The organism is Achromobacter dolens (genome assembly GCF_902859745.1).
GTDB classification, from domain to species: domain Bacteria; phylum Pseudomonadota; class Gammaproteobacteria; order Burkholderiales; family Burkholderiaceae_B; genus Achromobacter; species Achromobacter dolens.
This window is the reverse complement of record NZ_CADIJW010000002.1, coordinates 124,482-141,077: the sequence shown is the minus strand read 5'-3', so window position 1 is coordinate 141,077 and position 16,596 is coordinate 124,482. Positions and strand designations below refer to the sequence as shown.

Genomic DNA, 16,596 nt, shown 5'->3' with positions numbered 1-16,596 from the left:
GCGGCCTCGCTTCAATCGCCGGCTCCGGTATATTCGGCCTACCCCAATTTCCGGCTGCGCCCACTCCATGCCATCGTCCATCTTTCGTCCTCATATTCCTTCCCTCGGGGCCCTGGCGATGGTCTTCCTGTCGCTGCCGGGTGCGCAGGCCGATGCCGCCCAGCGCACCGTCTACAAGGGCACGCTGCAAGGCGCCGGCGAGGTGGTGCTGGAACTGGATGACGCGGCTGGCGCCGACGGGGTCGTAAGCGGACGCTATTTCTATCCCAGGAGCGGCGTCGACATTCCCCTGCGCGGCACGGGCGAAGTCCTGTACGAGCCCAAGCCGAATCCGGCACGGCCGCCCGCCTCGGACACGGCCACGATCGATGCCGCCGATCGCGCCGCCAGTTGGCAAGGCACGCGCGATGAGAAGGGCTATCGGGGCCAGTGGACCGACGCGCGCACCGGCAAGCAACGCCGCTTCGACTTGCAGCGGGTGGCCGGCTACGACACCGCCCAACTCGAACGCGACCGCGCCAAGGCGCGGGCCACGCAGGTCGACCTGGGCGACATCGACCTCAAGGCGGGCATAGATGCCACCCGCGCGCCCTACGAAACGCTGAAGCTGGCCGGTCACGCCAAGCCGGTGGGCAAGGAAGCCGGCTCGGCCGCGGTGGCCTACCGCATGTGGGTGGATCCGCGCACCAGGTTCGCCTATCCACGGCTCAGCCGTCACCCCGATCCGCAGGTCATGCGGCGCGTCAATGACCTGCTGGAGCAGCGCCACTGGCGCAAGAGCCTGGGCGCGCTGGAATGCATGGCGTCCGCCTATACCAGCACGAATCCCGGCGCGGGCACCCTGGGCGGCTTCGACGATGAAAACATCAACGTCACCTGGCTGTCGCGCGCGCTGCTGACCGTGACCGAAGCAGGCAGCCTGGATTGCGGCGGGGCACATCCCGCCAATCATTTCGAGCCATACACCTTCGACTTGCTGCGCGGCGAATACCTCGACTGGAACCGCGTGTTCGACGCCTACGCGCCGGGCCAGCGCAGTTTCGGCCGCGAGCCCAGCGCCGCGCTGCGGGGGCTGGTGGAGCAGGTGGTCAAGGCCGGCCCGCCCGAGGACCGCGCCGAGCAGCATCCCAACCTGGAAGATTGCGCCGACCTCTGGCCGCAATACCTGGCCCTGGGCGCCACCGCGCCGGGGGCATTGAGCTTGTCGGTGTCCGGCGTGGGACACGCCTCGGGCGCCTGCCTGGGCACGCACGGCAGCGTGCCGTTCAAGGCACTGCGGCCCTCCCTCAAGCCGGGGGGGCAGGCGTATCTGGTAACCGACTGAGCGGGCGCGGCGCCGCTGCGGTGGCGCGGCTTGCACACACACGCCATTCAGCTTCTCGCTGCCGTGCCGTGTTGCCCGGTGATGGTCCCGCCTGTCTTTTTGCGCGCGCCCGGACTCAAACTGATAAACGGCGTGTCATCGTTGACGGTCCGGTGTCCGGTGCGCAGGATGGGTCCTTGCAGACGCGATGCCGATTGGGAAGCCGCGCGGTGAACACAATCACCGGCTATAAGCTGCACTCGTTGAAAGGCGAGCTCGCGAACCAATGGTCAGTCTGGGTCAACGGCAATTGGCGCGTGACATTCCGCTTTACCGAGGCGGGTGTCGAGCTGGTCGATTATCGCGACTACCATTAGGAATCATCATGATGCATAACCCTCCGCATCCGGGCGAAGTGTTGCGGGAAGACGTTATTGCCCCCTTGGGCCTGTCGGTGACAGACGCCGCTGATCGCCTGGCGATGTCGCGGGTACTCAACGGCAAGGCCGGTATCAGCCCGGACCTCGCCGTCCGATTGGAGCAGGCGGGCGCGGGCACCGCGCAGGCGTGGGTCGCGATGCAGGCGAACTACGATCTGTGGCAGGCGTTGCAGCACGAGCAACCGCCAGTCAAGCCCCTGGCCTCCGTGGCGGATGCGCATTAGGCCGGCTTGCGTCAGCAGCGTGTGACCGTCTCGAACGAAAAGCGCCACCAAAGGCCGAGCGCGGTGAGAAGGCGGGGAGGGGCAGTGTCGCCCTGGGCGTTCAGGACATCGCCGCGTGGAAAAGGCGCAGCCCGTGCCAGGCGCCCGCCAGGCACAGCAACAGGGCCGCGCAGGTGGCCGCCATGACAACGCGCGGGTCCGGCGCGCTGGCGCGCGCGCCTGGCGAGGTGGACAGGCGCGCCCGGACGCGGGCATACAGCCAGCCGGCCAGCGCCACGACAAGCAGCCCGACGCCGATCGCGGCGGGCTCCCCGTGCAGAGCTCCCCCGCGCATCAGCAGAAAACTGTTCAGCACCAGGCCCAGGCAGGTGCGCCGCCAGGCCAGCAGGGTCCGCTCGGGTTGCAGCCCCGGATCGCGGGGATAGGTCATGGTTGGCGCATCGCCGGCTGGTTCACAGGATGGGATCAAGCGTGGCTGAGCAGCAGCCAGCACACGCCCGCGCCGATGGCAAGCATGGCCAGGCACAGCAGCGCCAGGGCCGGGCTGTGCGGCAGCGCGGCGGCATGGCGCATGGCGATTTCATTGCCGCGCCAGCGCAGATAGGCGCTGGCGCAGGCCAGCACCGCGAGCAGGCACAGGCCGAGCGCGAGCCCCATGCGCACGATCGGGTCGCCCGCCATGCCGGGTTGGTCGAGCAGCAGGCCGGCCGCCAGCAGCGCCAGCGCCGAGCGGATCCAGGCCAGGAAAGTGCGTTCGTTGGCCAGGGAATAACGGTAGTCGGGGTCGCTGCCGTGATGGCGCCAGTGGGGACGTCGCATGGGCTGGGGGCTCGAAAAGAAGCGTGATCGGTCGGACTAGGGTTAGTCCTAGTGGGTCTGAGGATTGAACTTAAGAACTATATAGGACTATAGTTTTGACACGGCGCGGCGTCAACGCGGCGGATCTCCAAAAAACAAGGGGCGAGACATGGCAACAGCAGCACCAGCGCAGGTGAATGTACGGGGGTGGGTCGTGACAGCGCTTCTGGCTCTGTTCATGGTCATCAATTTCATGGACAAGGCGATTCTCGGCATCGTGGCCGTGCCGCTGATGCAGGAACTGAGCATCGAGCCGGCGCAGTTCGGCATGATCGCCAGCAGCTTCTTCCTGTTCTTTTCGGTGTCGGCGATCGGTTTCGGCTTCCTCGCCAACCGGGTGTCGTCCAAGGTCGTGCTGGTGGTGCTGGCCGGCATCTGGGGCGTATCGCAGATGCCGCTGGCCTTTTTCGCCTCGGTGCCGTTGCTGTATTTCTCGCGCATCCTGCTGGGCATTGGCGAGGGGCCGGCGTATCCGCTGGCGCTGCACTCCTGTTACTCCTGGTTCGCCGACGACCAGCGCAATGTGCCGTCGTCAGTCATCTTCCAGGGCGTGACGGTCGGGCTGCTGATTTCGGGACCGGTGCTCACCTACATCATGCTCAACCACAGCTGGCACGCGGCGTTCCTGCTGCTGGGCGTCCTGAGCGTTGTCTGGATGGTGCTGTGGCTGCTGTTCGGCGGCGACGGGCAGGTCCGCAACGCCGGCGCCAGCGCCGACGCATCGCAGGCGCGGGTGCCGTACTGGGTGCTGCTGACGGATCGCACCTTCCTGGCCAACATGCTGCTGTACTGGACCACGTACTGGATCTTCTCGGTGATGTTCACCTGGATCCCGGCCTACATGAGCAAGGCGCTGGGCTACTCCACGCAGGAAACCGGCTGGATGTTCATGATCTTCACCGGCATCAATATTCCGCTGGTGCTGGTTGGATCGTGGCTGTCGCAGCGCATGCTCAAGCGCGGCATCGCGTCGATCTACGCCCGCGGCTGGCTTAGCTGTGCGTTCGTGCTGCTGGGCGGGGCCTGCATCCTGCTGTCGCTGTATGTGGCCGAACACCCCACGCTGCGCGTGCTGCTGCTGGCGCTGGGCTGCAACCTGCCGCAACTGACCTTCGTGCTGAGTTCGGCGATCGTCGCCGAGATCTCCTTCGATTCGCAGCGCTCGGCCGCGATGTCGATCAGCAGCGCGCTGGCAACCACCGGCGGCTTGGTGGCGCCGGCCTTGATGGGCCGTTTCATCGGCAGCGGCAACACCGTGGCGGCCGGCTATGAACAGGGCTTCCTGGTATCCGCGGTGCTGGCCATCGGCGTGAGTCTCGTCGGCGTGCTGTTCATCAATCCGCAGGCCAGCCGCCGGCGCATGCAGGCTCGCATGACCGCCGCGCCCGGCGCCGTCGCCGGGGCCGTGCCGGGCGGCGCGCGGCGGTTGTCATGACGGATCTTCTTCCCCTTTCCAGAACCACGATGAGTCACAAGCCATGAAGCAAACGAAACACGAGCCCACCGCGGCGGTCGCGAGCCAGGACGCGGCGGCCTATCCCCGCGAACTCGCCCTTTGCGTGGGCGGACAGTGGCGCGGCGCGCCGGGGCGCGAAACGCTGGCGGTGCGCAATCCCGCCAACGGCGCCGAGCTGGGCAGGCTGCCGGTGGCCACGGACGAGGACATCGACGACGCGCTGCGCCACGCCGACGCCGCGTTCGCCACCTGGTCGCGCACCAGCGCCTGGGATCGGGCGGCGATCCTGATGCGCGCGGCGCAGTTGATCGACCAGCGGCGCGGCGAGCTGGCGGTGGTCCTGACGCTGGAGAACGGCAAGCCGCTGGCGGATGCGGACGGCGAGCTGAGCCGGGTGATCGAGGGCATCGTCTACTGCGCGGAGGAATGCAAGCGTGCCTACGGCCGGCAACTGCCGCCGCGCTCGGCGCTGCTGACGCAGACCACCGTCAAGCGTCCGATCGGGCCGGTGGCGGCCTTCGTGCCGTGGAATTTCCCGGCGTTCCTGGCCGCGCGCAAGGTGGCGGCGGCGCTGGCGGCGGGCTGCACCGTGGTGCTCAAGGCGCCCGAGGAGACTCCCGCCATCGGCATGCTGCTGGTGCGGGCGTTCCTGGACGCGGGCGTGCCGGCCGGCGCGATCGGCCTGCTGTATGGCAAGCCGGCGCAGATTTCCGAGCGCCTGATCGCCTCGCCCGTGATCCGCAAGGTCTCGTTCACCGGCTCCGTGTCGGTGGGGCGTTTGCTGGCCATGCTGGCCTCGCGCCATCTCAAACCGTGCACCATGGAGCTGGGCGGCCACGCGCCGGTGATCGTCTGCGACGACGTCGACGTCGCCCGCACCGCGCACGCGTGCGTGGCGTTCAAGTACCGCAACAGCGGCCAGGTGTGCCTGTCGCCCAGCCGCTTCTTCGTGCAGGACAGCCTGTACGAGCCCTTCGTCGCGCATTTTGTCGAATACGCCAGCCAGTTGCAGGTCGGCGATGGCCTGGCGCAAGGGGTGCGCATGGGGCCGCTGAACAACGAGCGGCGCCTGGCCGCGGCGACCGAACTGGTGGACGATGCGCGCCGGCGCGGCGCCCAGGTCAGGCTGGGCGGGGCCCGTCAGGCGGGCGCGGGCTACTTCTTCCCGCCGACGGTGCTGACCGACGTGCCCGCCAGCGCCCGCATTCTGCGCGAGGAACCGTTCTGCCCGGTGGCGCCGATCCTGTCCTTCGGCGACCTGGACGCCGCCATCACGCGCGCCAATGCCGTCGAGTACGGGCTGGCGGCCTATCTGTTCACCAACGACCTGCAACGCGCCGCCACTTTTGCCGAGGACATCGACGCGGCGTGGATCGGCATCAACAACTTCACGCCCTCGCTGGCCGATGCGCCGGTCGGCGGCGTCAAGGACAGCGGGCTGGGCTACGAAGGCGGGCCGGAAGGCCTGGACGCCTACCAGCAGATCCGCTTCATCAGCCAATCGAATCTGCGAGTTTGACCCATTCCCATCATCAGGAGACAAGACATGACGCAAGCCACGAGTCCCATGCCCTCGACCCGCAACGAGCATCCGTTGCGGTTCTCCGGCTACCAGCAACGCAACCGCCCCGGCCCGGACCTGGAGCTGACCAGCAGCAATCCCGGCACGCCGATGGGCGAATACATGCGCCGCTACTGGCAGCCGGTGTGCCTGTCGCAGGAACTGACGGACGTGCCCAAGGCCATCCGCATCATGGGCGAGGACCTGGTGGCGTTTCGCGACAAGAGCGGCGACGTTGGCGTCATGCACCGCCAGTGCGCGCACCGTGGCGCCTCGCTGGAATTCGGCATCATCGCCGAGCACGGCATCCGCTGCTGTTATCACGGGTGGCACTACGGCGTGGACGGCACGCTGCTGGACGCGCCCTGCGAACCGGATGCCACGCGCCTGAAGGAAACCGTGTGCCAGGGCGCCTATCCCGCGTTCGAGCGCGATGGGCTGGTCTTCGCCTACATGGGGCCGGGCCAGGCGCCGCCGTTCCCGGAATTCGATACCTACAGCCTGCCCGCCGATACCCGGCTGGTGCCGTTCTCGAATATCTACCCGTGCAACTGGCTGCAGGTGTACGAGAACATCATGGACCACATGCATACCGCCGTGCTGCACAACCACATGGTGGTCGAGGGCGTGGATGCGGCGACCTCGGCCGGCGTGTCGCTGGAGGGCTTCGGCGACATGCCGGTCATGCAATGGGAAGCCACGCGCGACGGCAATGGCTGCGTGTTCATCGCCTCGCGCCGCCTGCCCGGCGACAAGATCTGGGTGCGCATCACCGAAATGGTGTTTCCCAACTACCTGCAGATCGGCTCGCTGCTGCCGACCGCCGCGCGCGAGCGCCATGGCACCGCCGGCTGCACCCGCTGGAGCGTGCCGGTCGACGACGAGAACATGATCATCTTCGGCTATCGCCACTTCAACAGCACCGTCGACCCGGACGGCCTGGGCAACGAAGCGGACTGCGGTGTCGACAAGATCGACTTCCTGGAAGGGCAGACCGGCAACCGCAGCTACGACGAAGGCCAGCGCGCGCCGGGCGACTGGGAGGCCATCGTCAGCCAGGGCCGCATCGCCGCGCACGGCGCCGAGCATCCCGGCGTCTCGGACGTGGGCGTGTACCTGTGCCGCAAGCTGTTGCGCAACGCCGTGCAGGAAAAGACCCCGCCCTACGCGCTCTACCAGCAGTTGCAGGAGCAGGGCAGGACGCTGCCGATCTATGCCCAGGATTCGGTGCTGGACATTCCCGAACTGGCCGACAAGCAGGCGGACCGCAAGCAGTTGGCCGCCGCCGGCAAACAGGTGCTGGAAATCATGCGGTCGGCCGACGCGCTGCCGGCCGACCAGCGCGATGCGCACGTGCGCGCCCGGCTCGATGGCATCGACCGCGCGGGCCGGGCGGCCAGCGCCGGCTGAGGGATGCGGAGAAAGCCATGCTGAAGCTGCGAGTCAGTGCGATCCGGTATGAGGCGCAAGGCATCTACGCCTTCGACCTGGTCGATCCGGGCGGCGCGCCGCTGCCTGCGTTCGAGGCCGGCGCGCACCTGGATATCCGTACCCCGGGCGGCGTCAACCGCCGCTATTCCCTGTGCAACGCGCCGGGCAGCACTGACCGCTATTGCATCGCCGTGCTGCGCGTGCCGGACAGCCGCGGCGGTTCGCGCACCATGCACGAGCAGGTGCGGCCCGGCGATCTGCTGGAGGTGGCGGGCGTGCACAACTACTTCCCGCTGCGCGAGGACGCCGGCCATTCGCTGCTGCTGGCCGGCGGCATCGGCATCACGCCGTTGCTGGCGATGGCCGAGCGGCTGCGCGCGCTGGGCCGGCCGTACACGCTGCACTACTGCACGCAGTCACCCGAGCGCACCGCCTTCGCCCGCTATCTGGCCGACGACCAGTGGCGCGGCCGCGTCTTCCTGCACCACGATGGCGGCAACCCCGCCAACGGGCTGGATCTCGGCCAACTGCTGGCGCGGCGGCCGGACGATGGCCAGCTTTACTTCTGCGGCCCGCCCGGCTTCATGCGGGCGGTGCAGGCGGCCTGCGCCCATTGGCCGGCCGAGGCAGTGCATTCGGAGCATTTCGGCGCCGATCTGGCGCCGGCGCCGCCGCCCGCGGCGGACAGCGCGCCGGCCAGCCTGACGCTGCGCCGCAGCGAGCGGTCGGTGCCGGTGGCGCCGGGGCAGACCATCCTGCAGGCCCTGCGCGGCGCCGGCGTGGCCTGCAATTCATCCTGCGAGGCCGGGCTGTGCGGCGAATGCCGGCTGCACTACCTGTCGGGCCTGATCGAACACAACGACTACCTGTTGAGCGACGAAGAACGCGCCGACAGCGTACTGATCTGCTGCGCGCGTGTCCGCGAGGGCGCCGTGGTACTGGACATCTGAGGGGAAGGGAACGTGGAGACCAGGGAGTTTGACTACATCGTCGTGGGCGCGGGCTCGGCCGGATGCGCCGTGGCCGCCAGGCTGGCGCAGGACCGCAAGACCACGGTGCTGCTGCTGGAGGCCGGTCCGCGGGACCGCAACCTGTGGATCCACATCCCCATCGGCTATGGCAAGACGATGTTCAACCCGCAACTGAACTGGCAATTCGAATCCGAGCCTGAACCCAACCTCGACAACCGCAGGATCTACCTCCCGCGCGGCCGCACCCTGGGCGGGTCCAGCTCGATCAATGGCCTGGTCTACATCCGTGGCCAGAAAGAGGATTTCGAGCGCTGGCGGGCGCTGGGCAACGTCGGCTGGGGCTGGGACGACGTCCTGCCGTACTTCAGGCGGTCCGAGGCCAATGAGCGCGGCGCCGACGCCTGCCATGGCGGCGACGGCCCGCTGGCGGTGTCCGACATCCGCGGCCGCCACCCGCTGATCGAAGCCATCATCGGCGGCGCCAACGAGCTGGGCGTGCCGCGCACCGACGATTTCAACGGCGCGCGGCAGGAAGGCGCCGGCTATTTCCAGTTGACCACTCGCAATGGCCTGCGCTGCTCGGCCGCCAAGGCCTACCTGCGCTCGGGCATCGCCGGCGCCAACCTGTGCGTGCAATCCGATGCGCACGCCACCGGGCTGATCCTGGAGGGCCGCCGCGCCGTGGGGGTGTCGTACCTGCACGGGGGCCAGGCCTGCCAGGTCCGCGCGCGGCGCGAGGTGGTGCTGAGCGCCGGCGCGATCCAGTCGCCGCAATTGCTGATGCTGTCGGGCATCGGCGACGCCGACGCGCTGCGGTCCCTGGGCATTGCGCCGGTGCACCATCTGCCCTCGGTCGGCCGGAACCTGCAGGATCACCTGCAATCGCGGCTGATGTACCGCTGCACCCGGCCGATCACCACCAACGATGCCCTGCGCACCTGGTGGGGCACGGCCCGCATCGGCATGCAGTGGATCCTGCGACGCGCCGGGCCGGTGGCGGCCGGCATCCAGTTGGGCGGCATGTTCGCGCGCACCAACGACACCGAGCAGACCCCCAACGTGCAATTTCACTTTGGCACCATCAGCGCCGACATGACGGCCGGCCGGCCGCATGATTTTTCCGGCTTCACCCTGTCGGTGTGCCAGTTGCGGCCGACCAGCCGTGGCCGGCTCGACCTGGCCTCGCCCGATCCGCTGGCCGCCCCGCGCGCGCGCTTCAACTACCTGGATACCGAGTTCGACCGGCGCACCATGATCGAAGGGGTGCGGATGGCGCGGCAACTGGTGCGCACCCGTTCGCTGGCGCCGTACGTGGCCGACGAATACCGCCCCGGCTTCAACGTCGAGTCGGACGATGAAGTCCTGCGTTTCATCCGTGGGTACGCCACCACCATCTTCCACCCCGTGGGCACCTGCCGCATGGGCGCCGACGCCGAGTCCGTGGTCGATACCCGGCTGCGGGTCCGCGGGGTGGACCGGCTGCGCGTGGTCGACGCCTCGATCATGCCCCTGCTGCTTTCAGGCAATACCAACGCTGGTAGCATCGTGATCGGCGAGAAAGGCGCCGACATGATCATGCAAGACAGGGAGAAAATCTCATGAGTACCTTGGAACGTCGTCTGGAAATCTTCGAGACGTTGCATGCCCCCGATCCGACCCGCCGGCCCAAGTACCAGCGGCTGGTGGAGGTGTTGATCGACGCGGTCCGGCGCGGCATCTGGCAGCCGGGCGACCAGTTGCCGGCCGAGGAGGAACTGGCGCAGCTCACGCCGTTCAGCCTCGGCACGGTGCAACGGGCATTGCGGGACCTGGTGGAGCAGGGGCTGGTGGTGCGCATGCACGGCCTGGGCAGCTTCATCGCCGAGGCGCCGCGCCAGATCGAGGATCCCTGGCATTGCCGTTTCCTGGACGACGATGGCTCGGTGCTGCCGATCTTCTCGCAGGCGATCCTGCGCGCGCCCGTGACCGGCGCGGGCCCCTGGAATCGCCACCTGGGCACCGAGGCCAACGTCATGCGGCTCGACCGCATCATCATCGTCAACGATGAGTTCCGCATTTCCAGCCGCTTCTATGCCGACCGACAGTTGCTCAAGCGTCTGTGGGACATGCCCATGGACAAGCTCAACGGCGCCAACTTCAAGAAAGTCATCATCCAGCAATTCAAGTTGCCGATCACCAACATCACCCACCTGGTGAAGCAGGCCGATTTCGACGCGGAATCCTGCGAGCGCATCGGCGTGCCATATCCCTACCGCGGCATCTACATGCAGGCCGTGGCGCGGTCCGGGCGCGGGCAGTGCGTGTACTACCAGGAATTCTTCCTGGGCCCGACCTCGCGCGATCTCGCGTTCCCCGATTCGAATTTATCAAGCGGCTGACATCAGCCATCCAACCTAGTAGAGCCATGACCGTGAAACCGAAGAACCTGTTGATCATCATGTCAGACGAACACTCGCCCAAGGCCCTGGGCTGCTATGGCAGCGAGATCGTCAAGACCCCTCATCTCGATGCCCTGGCCGCGCGCGGCACCCGGTTCAGCTCGGCCTATTGCGCCAGCCCGGTATGCATTCCCGCCCGGGCCTCGTTCGCGGTGGGCAAGTACATTCATCAGATCGGCTATTGGGACAACGCCGACGCCTACGACGGCGCGGTGCCCAGTTGGCATCATCGGTTGCGCGAACGCGATCACGACGTGGTTTCGATCGGCAAGCTCCACTTCCGCCAGCCCGGCGAGGACCACGGGTTCTCGGAAGAGATCATCCCCATGCACATCATCGAGGGCAAGGGCGATCTGATGGGCCTGGTCCGCAGCGAACTGCCGGTGCGCAAGGGCGCCTACAAGATGGCCCGCTTCGCGGGGCCCGGCGAAAGCTCATACACTTTCTACGACCGTGAGATCACGGCCCGCGCCCAGGTCTGGCTGCGCGAGGCGGCGCGGCGCGAATCGGACAAGCCGTGGGTGCTGTTCGTGTCGCTGGTGGCGCCGCACTTCCCCCTGACCGCGCCGCCGGAACACTATTACCGCTATTTCAACCAGAACCTGCCGCTGCCCAAGCTGTACGACAGGCGCGAGCGGCCGGACCATCCCTATCTGGTGGACTACCGCAACAGCTTCAACTACGACGATTATTTCGAGGGCGACGCGGTCAAGCGCGCCGTCGCCGGCTATTATGGCCTGTGCTCGTTCCTGGACGAGAACATTGGCAAGATCCTCAACGCGCTGGAGGACGCCGGCCTGGCCGATGACACCCGCGTGATGTACACCTCCGACCACGGCGACAACCTGGGCGCGCGCGGCCTGTGGGGCAAGTCCACCATGTTCGAGGAAACCGCGGGCGTGCCGCTGATCATGGCGGGCGACGACATTCCGCGCGGACGGGTGGTCGACGTGCCCGTCACGCATATCGACGCCTATCCGACCGTGCTGGACGCCGTCGGCAACACCGAGCCGGCCTTGCGCGAAGGCTATCCCGGCCATTCGCTGTTCGATATCGCCCGGGGCGAGACGCCGCGGCGCAACGTGCTGGTGGAATACCACGGCATGGGTTCGACCACCGGGGCCTTCATGATTCGCCACGGCAAGTACAAATACATCGAATACGTCGGCTATCCTGCGCAGTTGTTCGACCTGGAAGCCGATCCGGAAGAACTGCAGGACCTGGCCGCGGATCCGCGCCATGCCGACGCCCTGCAGGCCTGCCGCCGGCAGTTGCATCTGATCTGTGACCCGCAGGCGGTCGACCGTCAGGCCAAGGCGCGCCAGCAGGCGTTGCTGCGCGAGAACGGCGGGCGCGAAGCGGTGATCGCCCGCGGCGATCTCGGTTTCACACCGGTGCCGGGTTCGGCCCTGGCGTTCGACTGACGTGGCGGGGGGCGGGGCATCCGCGAGGACGCCCGGCCTGCATTTGGCGTGCCCCGTGTCGGCGGCCCTGAGGGTTTGGGCCGCGCGCGGTTTCCAATCCGTTTCTTTCCGAGGACTGCATGAATCCTGATAACCAGCGTCTGCTGGACGAACTGCGCGGCATTGTCGGCGCGGACCATGTCTTGACCGATCCACGGCATACCCAGCGGTTCCGGACCGGGTTTCGCTTCGGCTTCGGATCGGCGATCGCGGTTGCGCGGCCGGGCAGTCTTCTGGAGCAATGGCGCCTGGTCCAGGCTTGCGTGGCGCATGACAAGATCGTGATCATGCAGGCGGCCAATACCGGCTTGACCGGGGGATCAACGCCCGACGGCAATGACTACGATCGGGAGATCGTGATCATCAGCACGCTGCGCATGAAGAAAATCCAGTTGATCCGCGATGGGCGTCAGGTGATCTGCTTTCCCGGCGCTACCCTGGATCAACTGGAGAAGGCGCTCAAGCCGCTTGGACGGGAGCCGCACTCCGTCATCGGGTCGTCATGCATTGGCGCGTCGGTGTTCGGCGGGATCTGCAACAACTCCGGTGGATCATTGGTCCAGCGGGGGCCCGCTTTCACCGAGATGGCCGTGTTTGCGCAATTGGGGCAGGACGGCAAACTGTCCCTGGTCAACCATCTGGGCATCTCGTTGGGGCAATCCCCCGAGGATATCCTGCGGCGCCTGGATGACGGCACTTACCGGCCTGACGATATCCACGACGGCGGGCGCGGGTCGGACCAGGATTATGCGCGGCACGTGCGCGATGTCGATGCGGATTCGCCCGCGCGCTTCAATGCGGATCCGAAGCGGCTGTTCGAGGCGTCAGGCAGCGCCGGAAAGCTGATTCTCTTTGCCGTGCGCCTGGACACGTTTCCGGCGGAGACGCAGACCGACGTTTTCTATATCGGGACGAACGATCCCGCGGAACTGACGGATATTCGACGATACCTTCTGACGGCCCTGCCGGCATTGCCCATCGCGGGGGAATACATGCACAGGGATGCGTTCGATATCGCCGACGTCTACGGCAAGGACACTTTCCTGGCCATCCGCAGGCTGGGCACCGCAAGGCTTCCCGCCTTTTTCGCCTTGAAAGCGCGCGTGGACAATTTCTGCGCGAGGTTCTCGTTTCTTCCCAGGAACATGAGCGACCGGCTCCTGCAGTTCTTCAGCGCACGCTGTGGCGACCACCTGCCCGCCCGCCTGCGCGACTTTCGCGCCCGGTATGAGCACCACCTGATGATCAAGGTGTCCAGAAAGCTGACGGAGCCGCTTCAGGCTTTTCTGGACTCCCATTTCAAGAAGGCCGCGGGCGCCTACTTCCTGTGTTCTCCGGAAGAAGGCGCGGCCGCGTTCCTGCTGCGATTCGCCGCGGCCGGCGCCGCCGTGCGCTACCGCGCCATGCATCCGGACGCGGTCGAGGATATCGTCGCGCTGGATATCGCCCTGAAGCGCAACGAACGGGACTGGCTGGAAGTTCTGCCCGAGGATATGGAGACCGTCATGGTGGCCAAGCTCTATTACGGGCACTTTCTCTGCCACGTCTTTCACCAGGACTACATCGTGAAGAAGGGCGTGGATTGCCTGGAGCTGGAGCACCGCATGTGGAAGCTGCTGGACGCGCGCGGCGCGCAGTATCCGGCCGAACACAACGTGGGGCATCTGTATCGCGCCGGCCCCGAGCTTCGCAATTTCTATCGCGCCCTGGATCCCTGCAATCAGTTCAACCCAGGAGTCGGGCAGCTTTCGAAGCGCAAGAACTGGGCGTGAGACACCAAAGCCGCGCATCGCGTCGCCGCGCGCGTTCGCACCTGCGCCAATGACGCCTCAATCCTCCTGCAGCAACGCCAACACGTTCTGCGCCAGTTGGTTGGCCTGCGTCAGCGCCACCTTGCTGGCCTGCTGCAGGATCTGTTGCCGGGTCAGGTTGGAGGTTTCGATGGCGTAGTCCGCGTCCTCGATGCGGCTGCGGGCCTGGCTGAGGATGCCGGCGGTGTGGTTCAGGTTGGTGATGACCGAACCCAGGCGGTTCTGCATCGCGCCCAGTTCGCCGCGCAGGCCGTCCACCTGGTCCAGCGCGTTGCTCACCCGCTTCATGGGCATGACCTTCATGTTGACCGTGGGCGGGGCGTCCTTCGGCTTGAATTCCACCTGCCCGGTGGCCGAAATGCTGATGTCGTAGAAATTGCCGTCGCTGCCGCTGATGACATAGTCGCCATTGGCGTTGCCGCTGGCGTCGGTGAGGTAGTGCACTTTGCTGTCGTGGTCGAACAAAGGCCGGCCGTCGGCGGTGACGGGCACGGGCGCGAGGCGCTGGAGGAAGTCGAACAGCTTGATCGGCGTGCCCTTGCTGACCGAATCGGCCGTGGCCGCGGCGGGAGGCGTGGTTGGCGCCGGGGCCGTCGCGGGTGGGGGCGTCACCGGCACCGGGACTTGCTGGCCGACGAGGTAGGCGGTGCTGCCGGCTATTTGGGCGCGTTCCGCCGCACTGAGTTTCGACACATCGAAGGGCGTCAAGCCGGCGACGTCGATATCGAGGGCGCCGCCGACGGGGGCCGGCAGCGTGACCCGGTAGGAGTCTCCCAGCGGATTCACGAATGGACCCACCGTTCGGACCACGTAGTTGCTGGTGCCGTTGAAGTCATATTGGATGAGGAATGCCTGGAACATGGTGAAGGTTTTGCCTCCGTCCCTGATGGCCAGCGTTGCCGGGATGGTGGCGGGCGGGGGCGTCGCCGGACCGGGAACAACCGGGGCGGGGCCGGTTGGCGCGGGGGTGTCCAGCATGGTTTTGTCGGTGGCGCCGCCCAGCCGTGGATCGCGCACCACGTCGATCCCGTCCAGGTTCAGGCTCCTGGTATTGACGAGCTTTGTATTGAGGTCGATGGTCTCGCCGTCATGCGCGCCGACCTGGATCGAGATGCCGGCGTCCCGCGCCAGCACGTCCAGGTTGTTGAAACGGGTCTGGTGCGATATCCGCTCGATTTCGCCCAGTTGCTGGTCGATCTCGGCCTGGATGGATTCGAGGTCGCTGAGCGAGTTGGTGGAATTCTGCGCCTGCACCGAGAGTTCGCGGATGCGATGCAGGCTGCGATCCATCTCGCCCAGCGCGCCCTCGATGGTCTGCGCCAGCGAGATACCGTCGTTGGCGTTGCGCGCCGCCTGGCGCTGGCCGCGGATCTGCGCAGTGAAGTGGTTGGCGATGGCTTCGCCGGCGGCGTCATCCGCCGCGTGATTGATGCGCTGGCCGGATGACAGCCGCTCGATGGCCACGCCTTGCGCGGCTTCCGATTTGCCCAGATTGGTGCGAGCCCGCAGCGACAGGGACTGGCTTCTGATCGAGGGCATGTTGTTCTCCAATGCAAGATTGCCCGCCGGCGAGGCCGCGGGCCGATCAAAAATGCTAAGCCGATCCCCCGCCGGCCGTCTCGCCGCGCGCGCGAATCCCAGATTCGTCCTATGGGGCGCGGCTCAGGGAGCGTCGGACAGCGCCTGCGCCTTCAGCCAGCGCCTGAAGTCGGCAACGACTTCCCGGGCGTCGGTGCGGGCGTACAGGCTGAACCGGCCGCCGGTATCCTGGAACCCGAGCGGGGCGGCCAGCCGGCCGGCCCGGATGTCGGCCTGCGCCAGTTCCCGCGGCGCGATGCCGATGCCCAGGCCGGCTACCGCGGCCTCGAGCAGATGGCCGAGCTGGTCGAACTGGCGCCGGGGCTGTTGCGCGTCCAGCGTCACGCCGTGGGCCTGCGCCCAGTGCTCCCAGGCGGCGGGGCGCGCCGCGGCATGCAGCAACGGGGAGCCCAGCACGTCGGCCGGCCGCCGGATCCGCCCGGCCAACGCCGGGGCGCAGACGGGTCCGATGCTCTCCCGGAACAGCGGCACCGCCTCGATGTCCGGCGACCGGTGTTCGTCGGCCACGATCAGCACATCGACCACGCGCCGTTCCAGCAATGCGATGTCGGCCGCCGTCTGCAGCCGTACCTGGACGCCGGGATGGGCGCGTTCGAAATCCTCGAGCCGGGGGATGATCCAGTTGGACAGCAGGCTGGCAGGCGCGCCGACGACCACCTCCGCCGAGGTGGCGCGGCCGAGCAGTTCGGCCAGGCGCTGCTCGAGCATGTCGAACGCCGGCAGGCAGACGCGTTGCAGGTCCTGGCCCGCCGCGGTCAGCCGCACGCCGTCGGAATGCCGCTCGAACAGCTTGCCGCCGAGCCAGGTCTCGAGTTGCCGGACCTGCTGGCTGACCGCGCTGTGCGACACGCCGAGCTCTTGCGCGGCGAGCGACAGGTTCAGGTGGCGGGCGGCGCTGTCGAAGACGCGCAGCGAATTCATGGGAGGCAGGTTTCTCATGTTTTGATATTAGAAAATCTGATATCAATGAGCAAGAAATCTATGATTTATCTAGGCATTTCACCTAGATACCATGGCGGACATGTTCCCGAAGGCCTGAAA

General features: G+C 67.0%; 15 protein-coding genes. 11 read left to right on the top strand and 4 right to left on the bottom strand.

Going from position 1 to position 16,596, the window contains the following annotated elements; all coding sequences use genetic code 11:
* The first annotated feature begins 67 nt into the window (after positions 1 to 67).
* The 3 genes from HV783_RS02880 (at position 68) to HV783_RS02870 (ending at position 1,967) form a co-directional block, all read left to right on the top strand.
* Positions 68 to 1,324: a hypothetical protein gene (locus HV783_RS02880; RefSeq protein WP_175188676.1), complete on the top strand. Its 1,257-nt coding sequence runs from the start codon at positions 68 to 70 to the stop codon at positions 1,322 to 1,324.
* A 209-nt stretch (positions 1,325 to 1,533) separates the two neighbouring features.
* Positions 1,534 to 1,680 carry a type II toxin-antitoxin system RelE/ParE family toxin gene (locus HV783_RS02875; protein WP_236747417.1) on the top strand — a complete coding sequence of 49 codons (147 nt, stop codon included), beginning with the start codon at positions 1,534 to 1,536 and terminating at the stop codon, positions 1,678 to 1,680.
* An 11-nt stretch (positions 1,681 to 1,691) separates the two neighbouring features.
* On the top strand, positions 1,692 to 1,967 hold the full coding sequence (locus HV783_RS02870; RefSeq protein WP_217484219.1) for a HigA family addiction module antitoxin: 276 nt from the start codon (positions 1,692 to 1,694) through the stop codon (positions 1,965 to 1,967).
* 100 nt (positions 1,968 to 2,067) lie between these two features.
* On the opposite strand, the gene HV783_RS02865 is transcribed toward HV783_RS02870, so the two are convergent.
* Positions 2,068 to 2,397: a DUF202 domain-containing protein gene (locus tag HV783_RS02865; RefSeq protein ID WP_175188674.1), complete on the bottom strand. Its 330-nt coding sequence runs from the start codon at positions 2,395 to 2,397 to the stop codon at positions 2,068 to 2,070.
* Between the two features lie 35 nt (positions 2,398 to 2,432).
* Positions 2,433 to 2,786 (bottom strand): DUF202 domain-containing protein, encoded by a 354-nt coding sequence (locus HV783_RS02860; protein WP_175188673.1) that lies wholly within the window; start codon positions 2,784 to 2,786, stop codon positions 2,433 to 2,435.
* A 193-nt stretch (positions 2,787 to 2,979) separates the two neighbouring features.
* Here HV783_RS02860 and HV783_RS02855 point away from each other — a divergent pair, with 193 nt between their 5' ends.
* From HV783_RS02855 to dld, 8 genes are all read left to right on the top strand, one after another.
* Positions 2,980 to 4,260 (top strand): MFS transporter, encoded by a 1,281-nt coding sequence (locus HV783_RS02855; protein WP_254603827.1) that lies wholly within the window; start codon positions 2,980 to 2,982, stop codon positions 4,258 to 4,260.
* 43 nt (positions 4,261 to 4,303) lie between these two features.
* A complete protein-coding gene (locus HV783_RS02850) occupies positions 4,304 to 5,800 on the top strand; it encodes an NAD-dependent succinate-semialdehyde dehydrogenase (protein ID WP_175188671.1) in 1,497 nt (498 codons plus the stop codon).
* Between the two features lie 27 nt (positions 5,801 to 5,827).
* Complete coding sequence (locus HV783_RS02845) at positions 5,828 to 7,252, top strand: Rieske 2Fe-2S domain-containing protein (protein WP_063588388.1); 1,425 nt, start codon at positions 5,828 to 5,830, stop codon at positions 7,250 to 7,252.
* A gap of 17 nt (positions 7,253 to 7,269) precedes the next feature.
* Positions 7,270 to 8,223 carry a PDR/VanB family oxidoreductase gene (locus HV783_RS02840; protein ID WP_175188670.1) on the top strand — a complete coding sequence of 318 codons (954 nt, stop codon included), beginning with the start codon at positions 7,270 to 7,272 and terminating at the stop codon, positions 8,221 to 8,223.
* A gap of 12 nt (positions 8,224 to 8,235) precedes the next feature.
* Positions 8,236 to 9,846, top strand: a complete 1,611-nt coding sequence (locus tag HV783_RS02835) for a GMC family oxidoreductase (protein ID WP_175166776.1) — start codon at positions 8,236 to 8,238, stop codon at positions 9,844 to 9,846.
* Entirely contained in the window at positions 9,843 to 10,622 is a 780-nt protein-coding gene (locus HV783_RS02830) for a GntR family transcriptional regulator (protein WP_054502196.1), read from the top strand. The genes HV783_RS02835 and HV783_RS02830 overlap by 4 nt, the downstream gene beginning before the upstream one ends.
* A gap of 26 nt (positions 10,623 to 10,648) precedes the next feature.
* Entirely contained in the window at positions 10,649 to 12,106 is a 1,458-nt protein-coding gene (locus tag HV783_RS02825; RefSeq protein WP_064527517.1) for a sulfatase family protein, read from the top strand.
* 119 nt (positions 12,107 to 12,225) lie between these two features.
* A complete protein-coding gene (gene dld / locus HV783_RS02820; protein ID WP_064527519.1) occupies positions 12,226 to 13,917 on the top strand; it encodes a D-lactate dehydrogenase in 1,692 nt (563 codons plus the stop codon).
* 57 nt (positions 13,918 to 13,974) lie between these two features.
* Here the strand turns inward: dld and HV783_RS29410 are convergent, their stop codons facing one another.
* Positions 13,975 to 15,495: a flagellin N-terminal helical domain-containing protein gene (locus HV783_RS29410; protein ID WP_254603826.1), complete on the bottom strand. Its 1,521-nt coding sequence runs from the start codon at positions 15,493 to 15,495 to the stop codon at positions 13,975 to 13,977.
* 123 nt (positions 15,496 to 15,618) lie between these two features.
* A complete protein-coding gene (locus tag HV783_RS02805) occupies positions 15,619 to 16,476 on the bottom strand; it encodes a LysR substrate-binding domain-containing protein (protein ID WP_054502200.1) in 858 nt (285 codons plus the stop codon).
* Positions 16,477 to 16,596: the final 120 nt, after the last annotated feature.

What these genes read in the sequence shown, in the direction of transcription:
- HV783_RS02880 (WP_175188676.1), top strand. Translation starts at nt 68, where the DNA reads ATGCCATCGTCCATCTTTCGTCCTCATATTCCTTCCCTCGGGGCCCTG.
- HV783_RS02870 (WP_217484219.1), top strand. Translation starts at nt 1,692, where the DNA reads ATGCATAACCCTCCGCATCCGGGCGAAGTGTTGCGGGAAGACGTTATT.
- HV783_RS02865 (WP_175188674.1), bottom strand. Translation starts at nt 2,397, where the DNA reads ATGACCTATCCCCGCGATCCGGGGCTGCAACCCGAGCGGACCCTGCTG.
- HV783_RS02860 (WP_175188673.1), bottom strand. Translation starts at nt 2,786, where the DNA reads ATGCGACGTCCCCACTGGCGCCATCACGGCAGCGACCCCGACTACCGT.
- HV783_RS02850 (WP_175188671.1), top strand. Translation starts at nt 4,304, where the DNA reads ATGAAGCAAACGAAACACGAGCCCACCGCGGCGGTCGCGAGCCAGGAC.
- HV783_RS02845 (WP_063588388.1), top strand. Translation starts at nt 5,828, where the DNA reads ATGACGCAAGCCACGAGTCCCATGCCCTCGACCCGCAACGAGCATCCG.
- HV783_RS02840 (WP_175188670.1), top strand. Translation starts at nt 7,270, where the DNA reads ATGCTGAAGCTGCGAGTCAGTGCGATCCGGTATGAGGCGCAAGGCATC.
- HV783_RS02830 (WP_054502196.1), top strand. Translation starts at nt 9,843, where the DNA reads ATGAGTACCTTGGAACGTCGTCTGGAAATCTTCGAGACGTTGCATGCC.
- HV783_RS02825 (WP_064527517.1), top strand. Translation starts at nt 10,649, where the DNA reads ATGACCGTGAAACCGAAGAACCTGTTGATCATCATGTCAGACGAACAC.
- dld (WP_064527519.1), top strand. Translation starts at nt 12,226, where the DNA reads ATGAATCCTGATAACCAGCGTCTGCTGGACGAACTGCGCGGCATTGTC.
- HV783_RS29410 (WP_254603826.1), bottom strand. Translation starts at nt 15,495, where the DNA reads ATGCCCTCGATCAGAAGCCAGTCCCTGTCGCTGCGGGCTCGCACCAAT.
- HV783_RS02805 (WP_054502200.1), bottom strand. Translation starts at nt 16,476, where the DNA reads ATGAATTCGCTGCGCGTCTTCGACAGCGCCGCCCGCCACCTGAACCTG.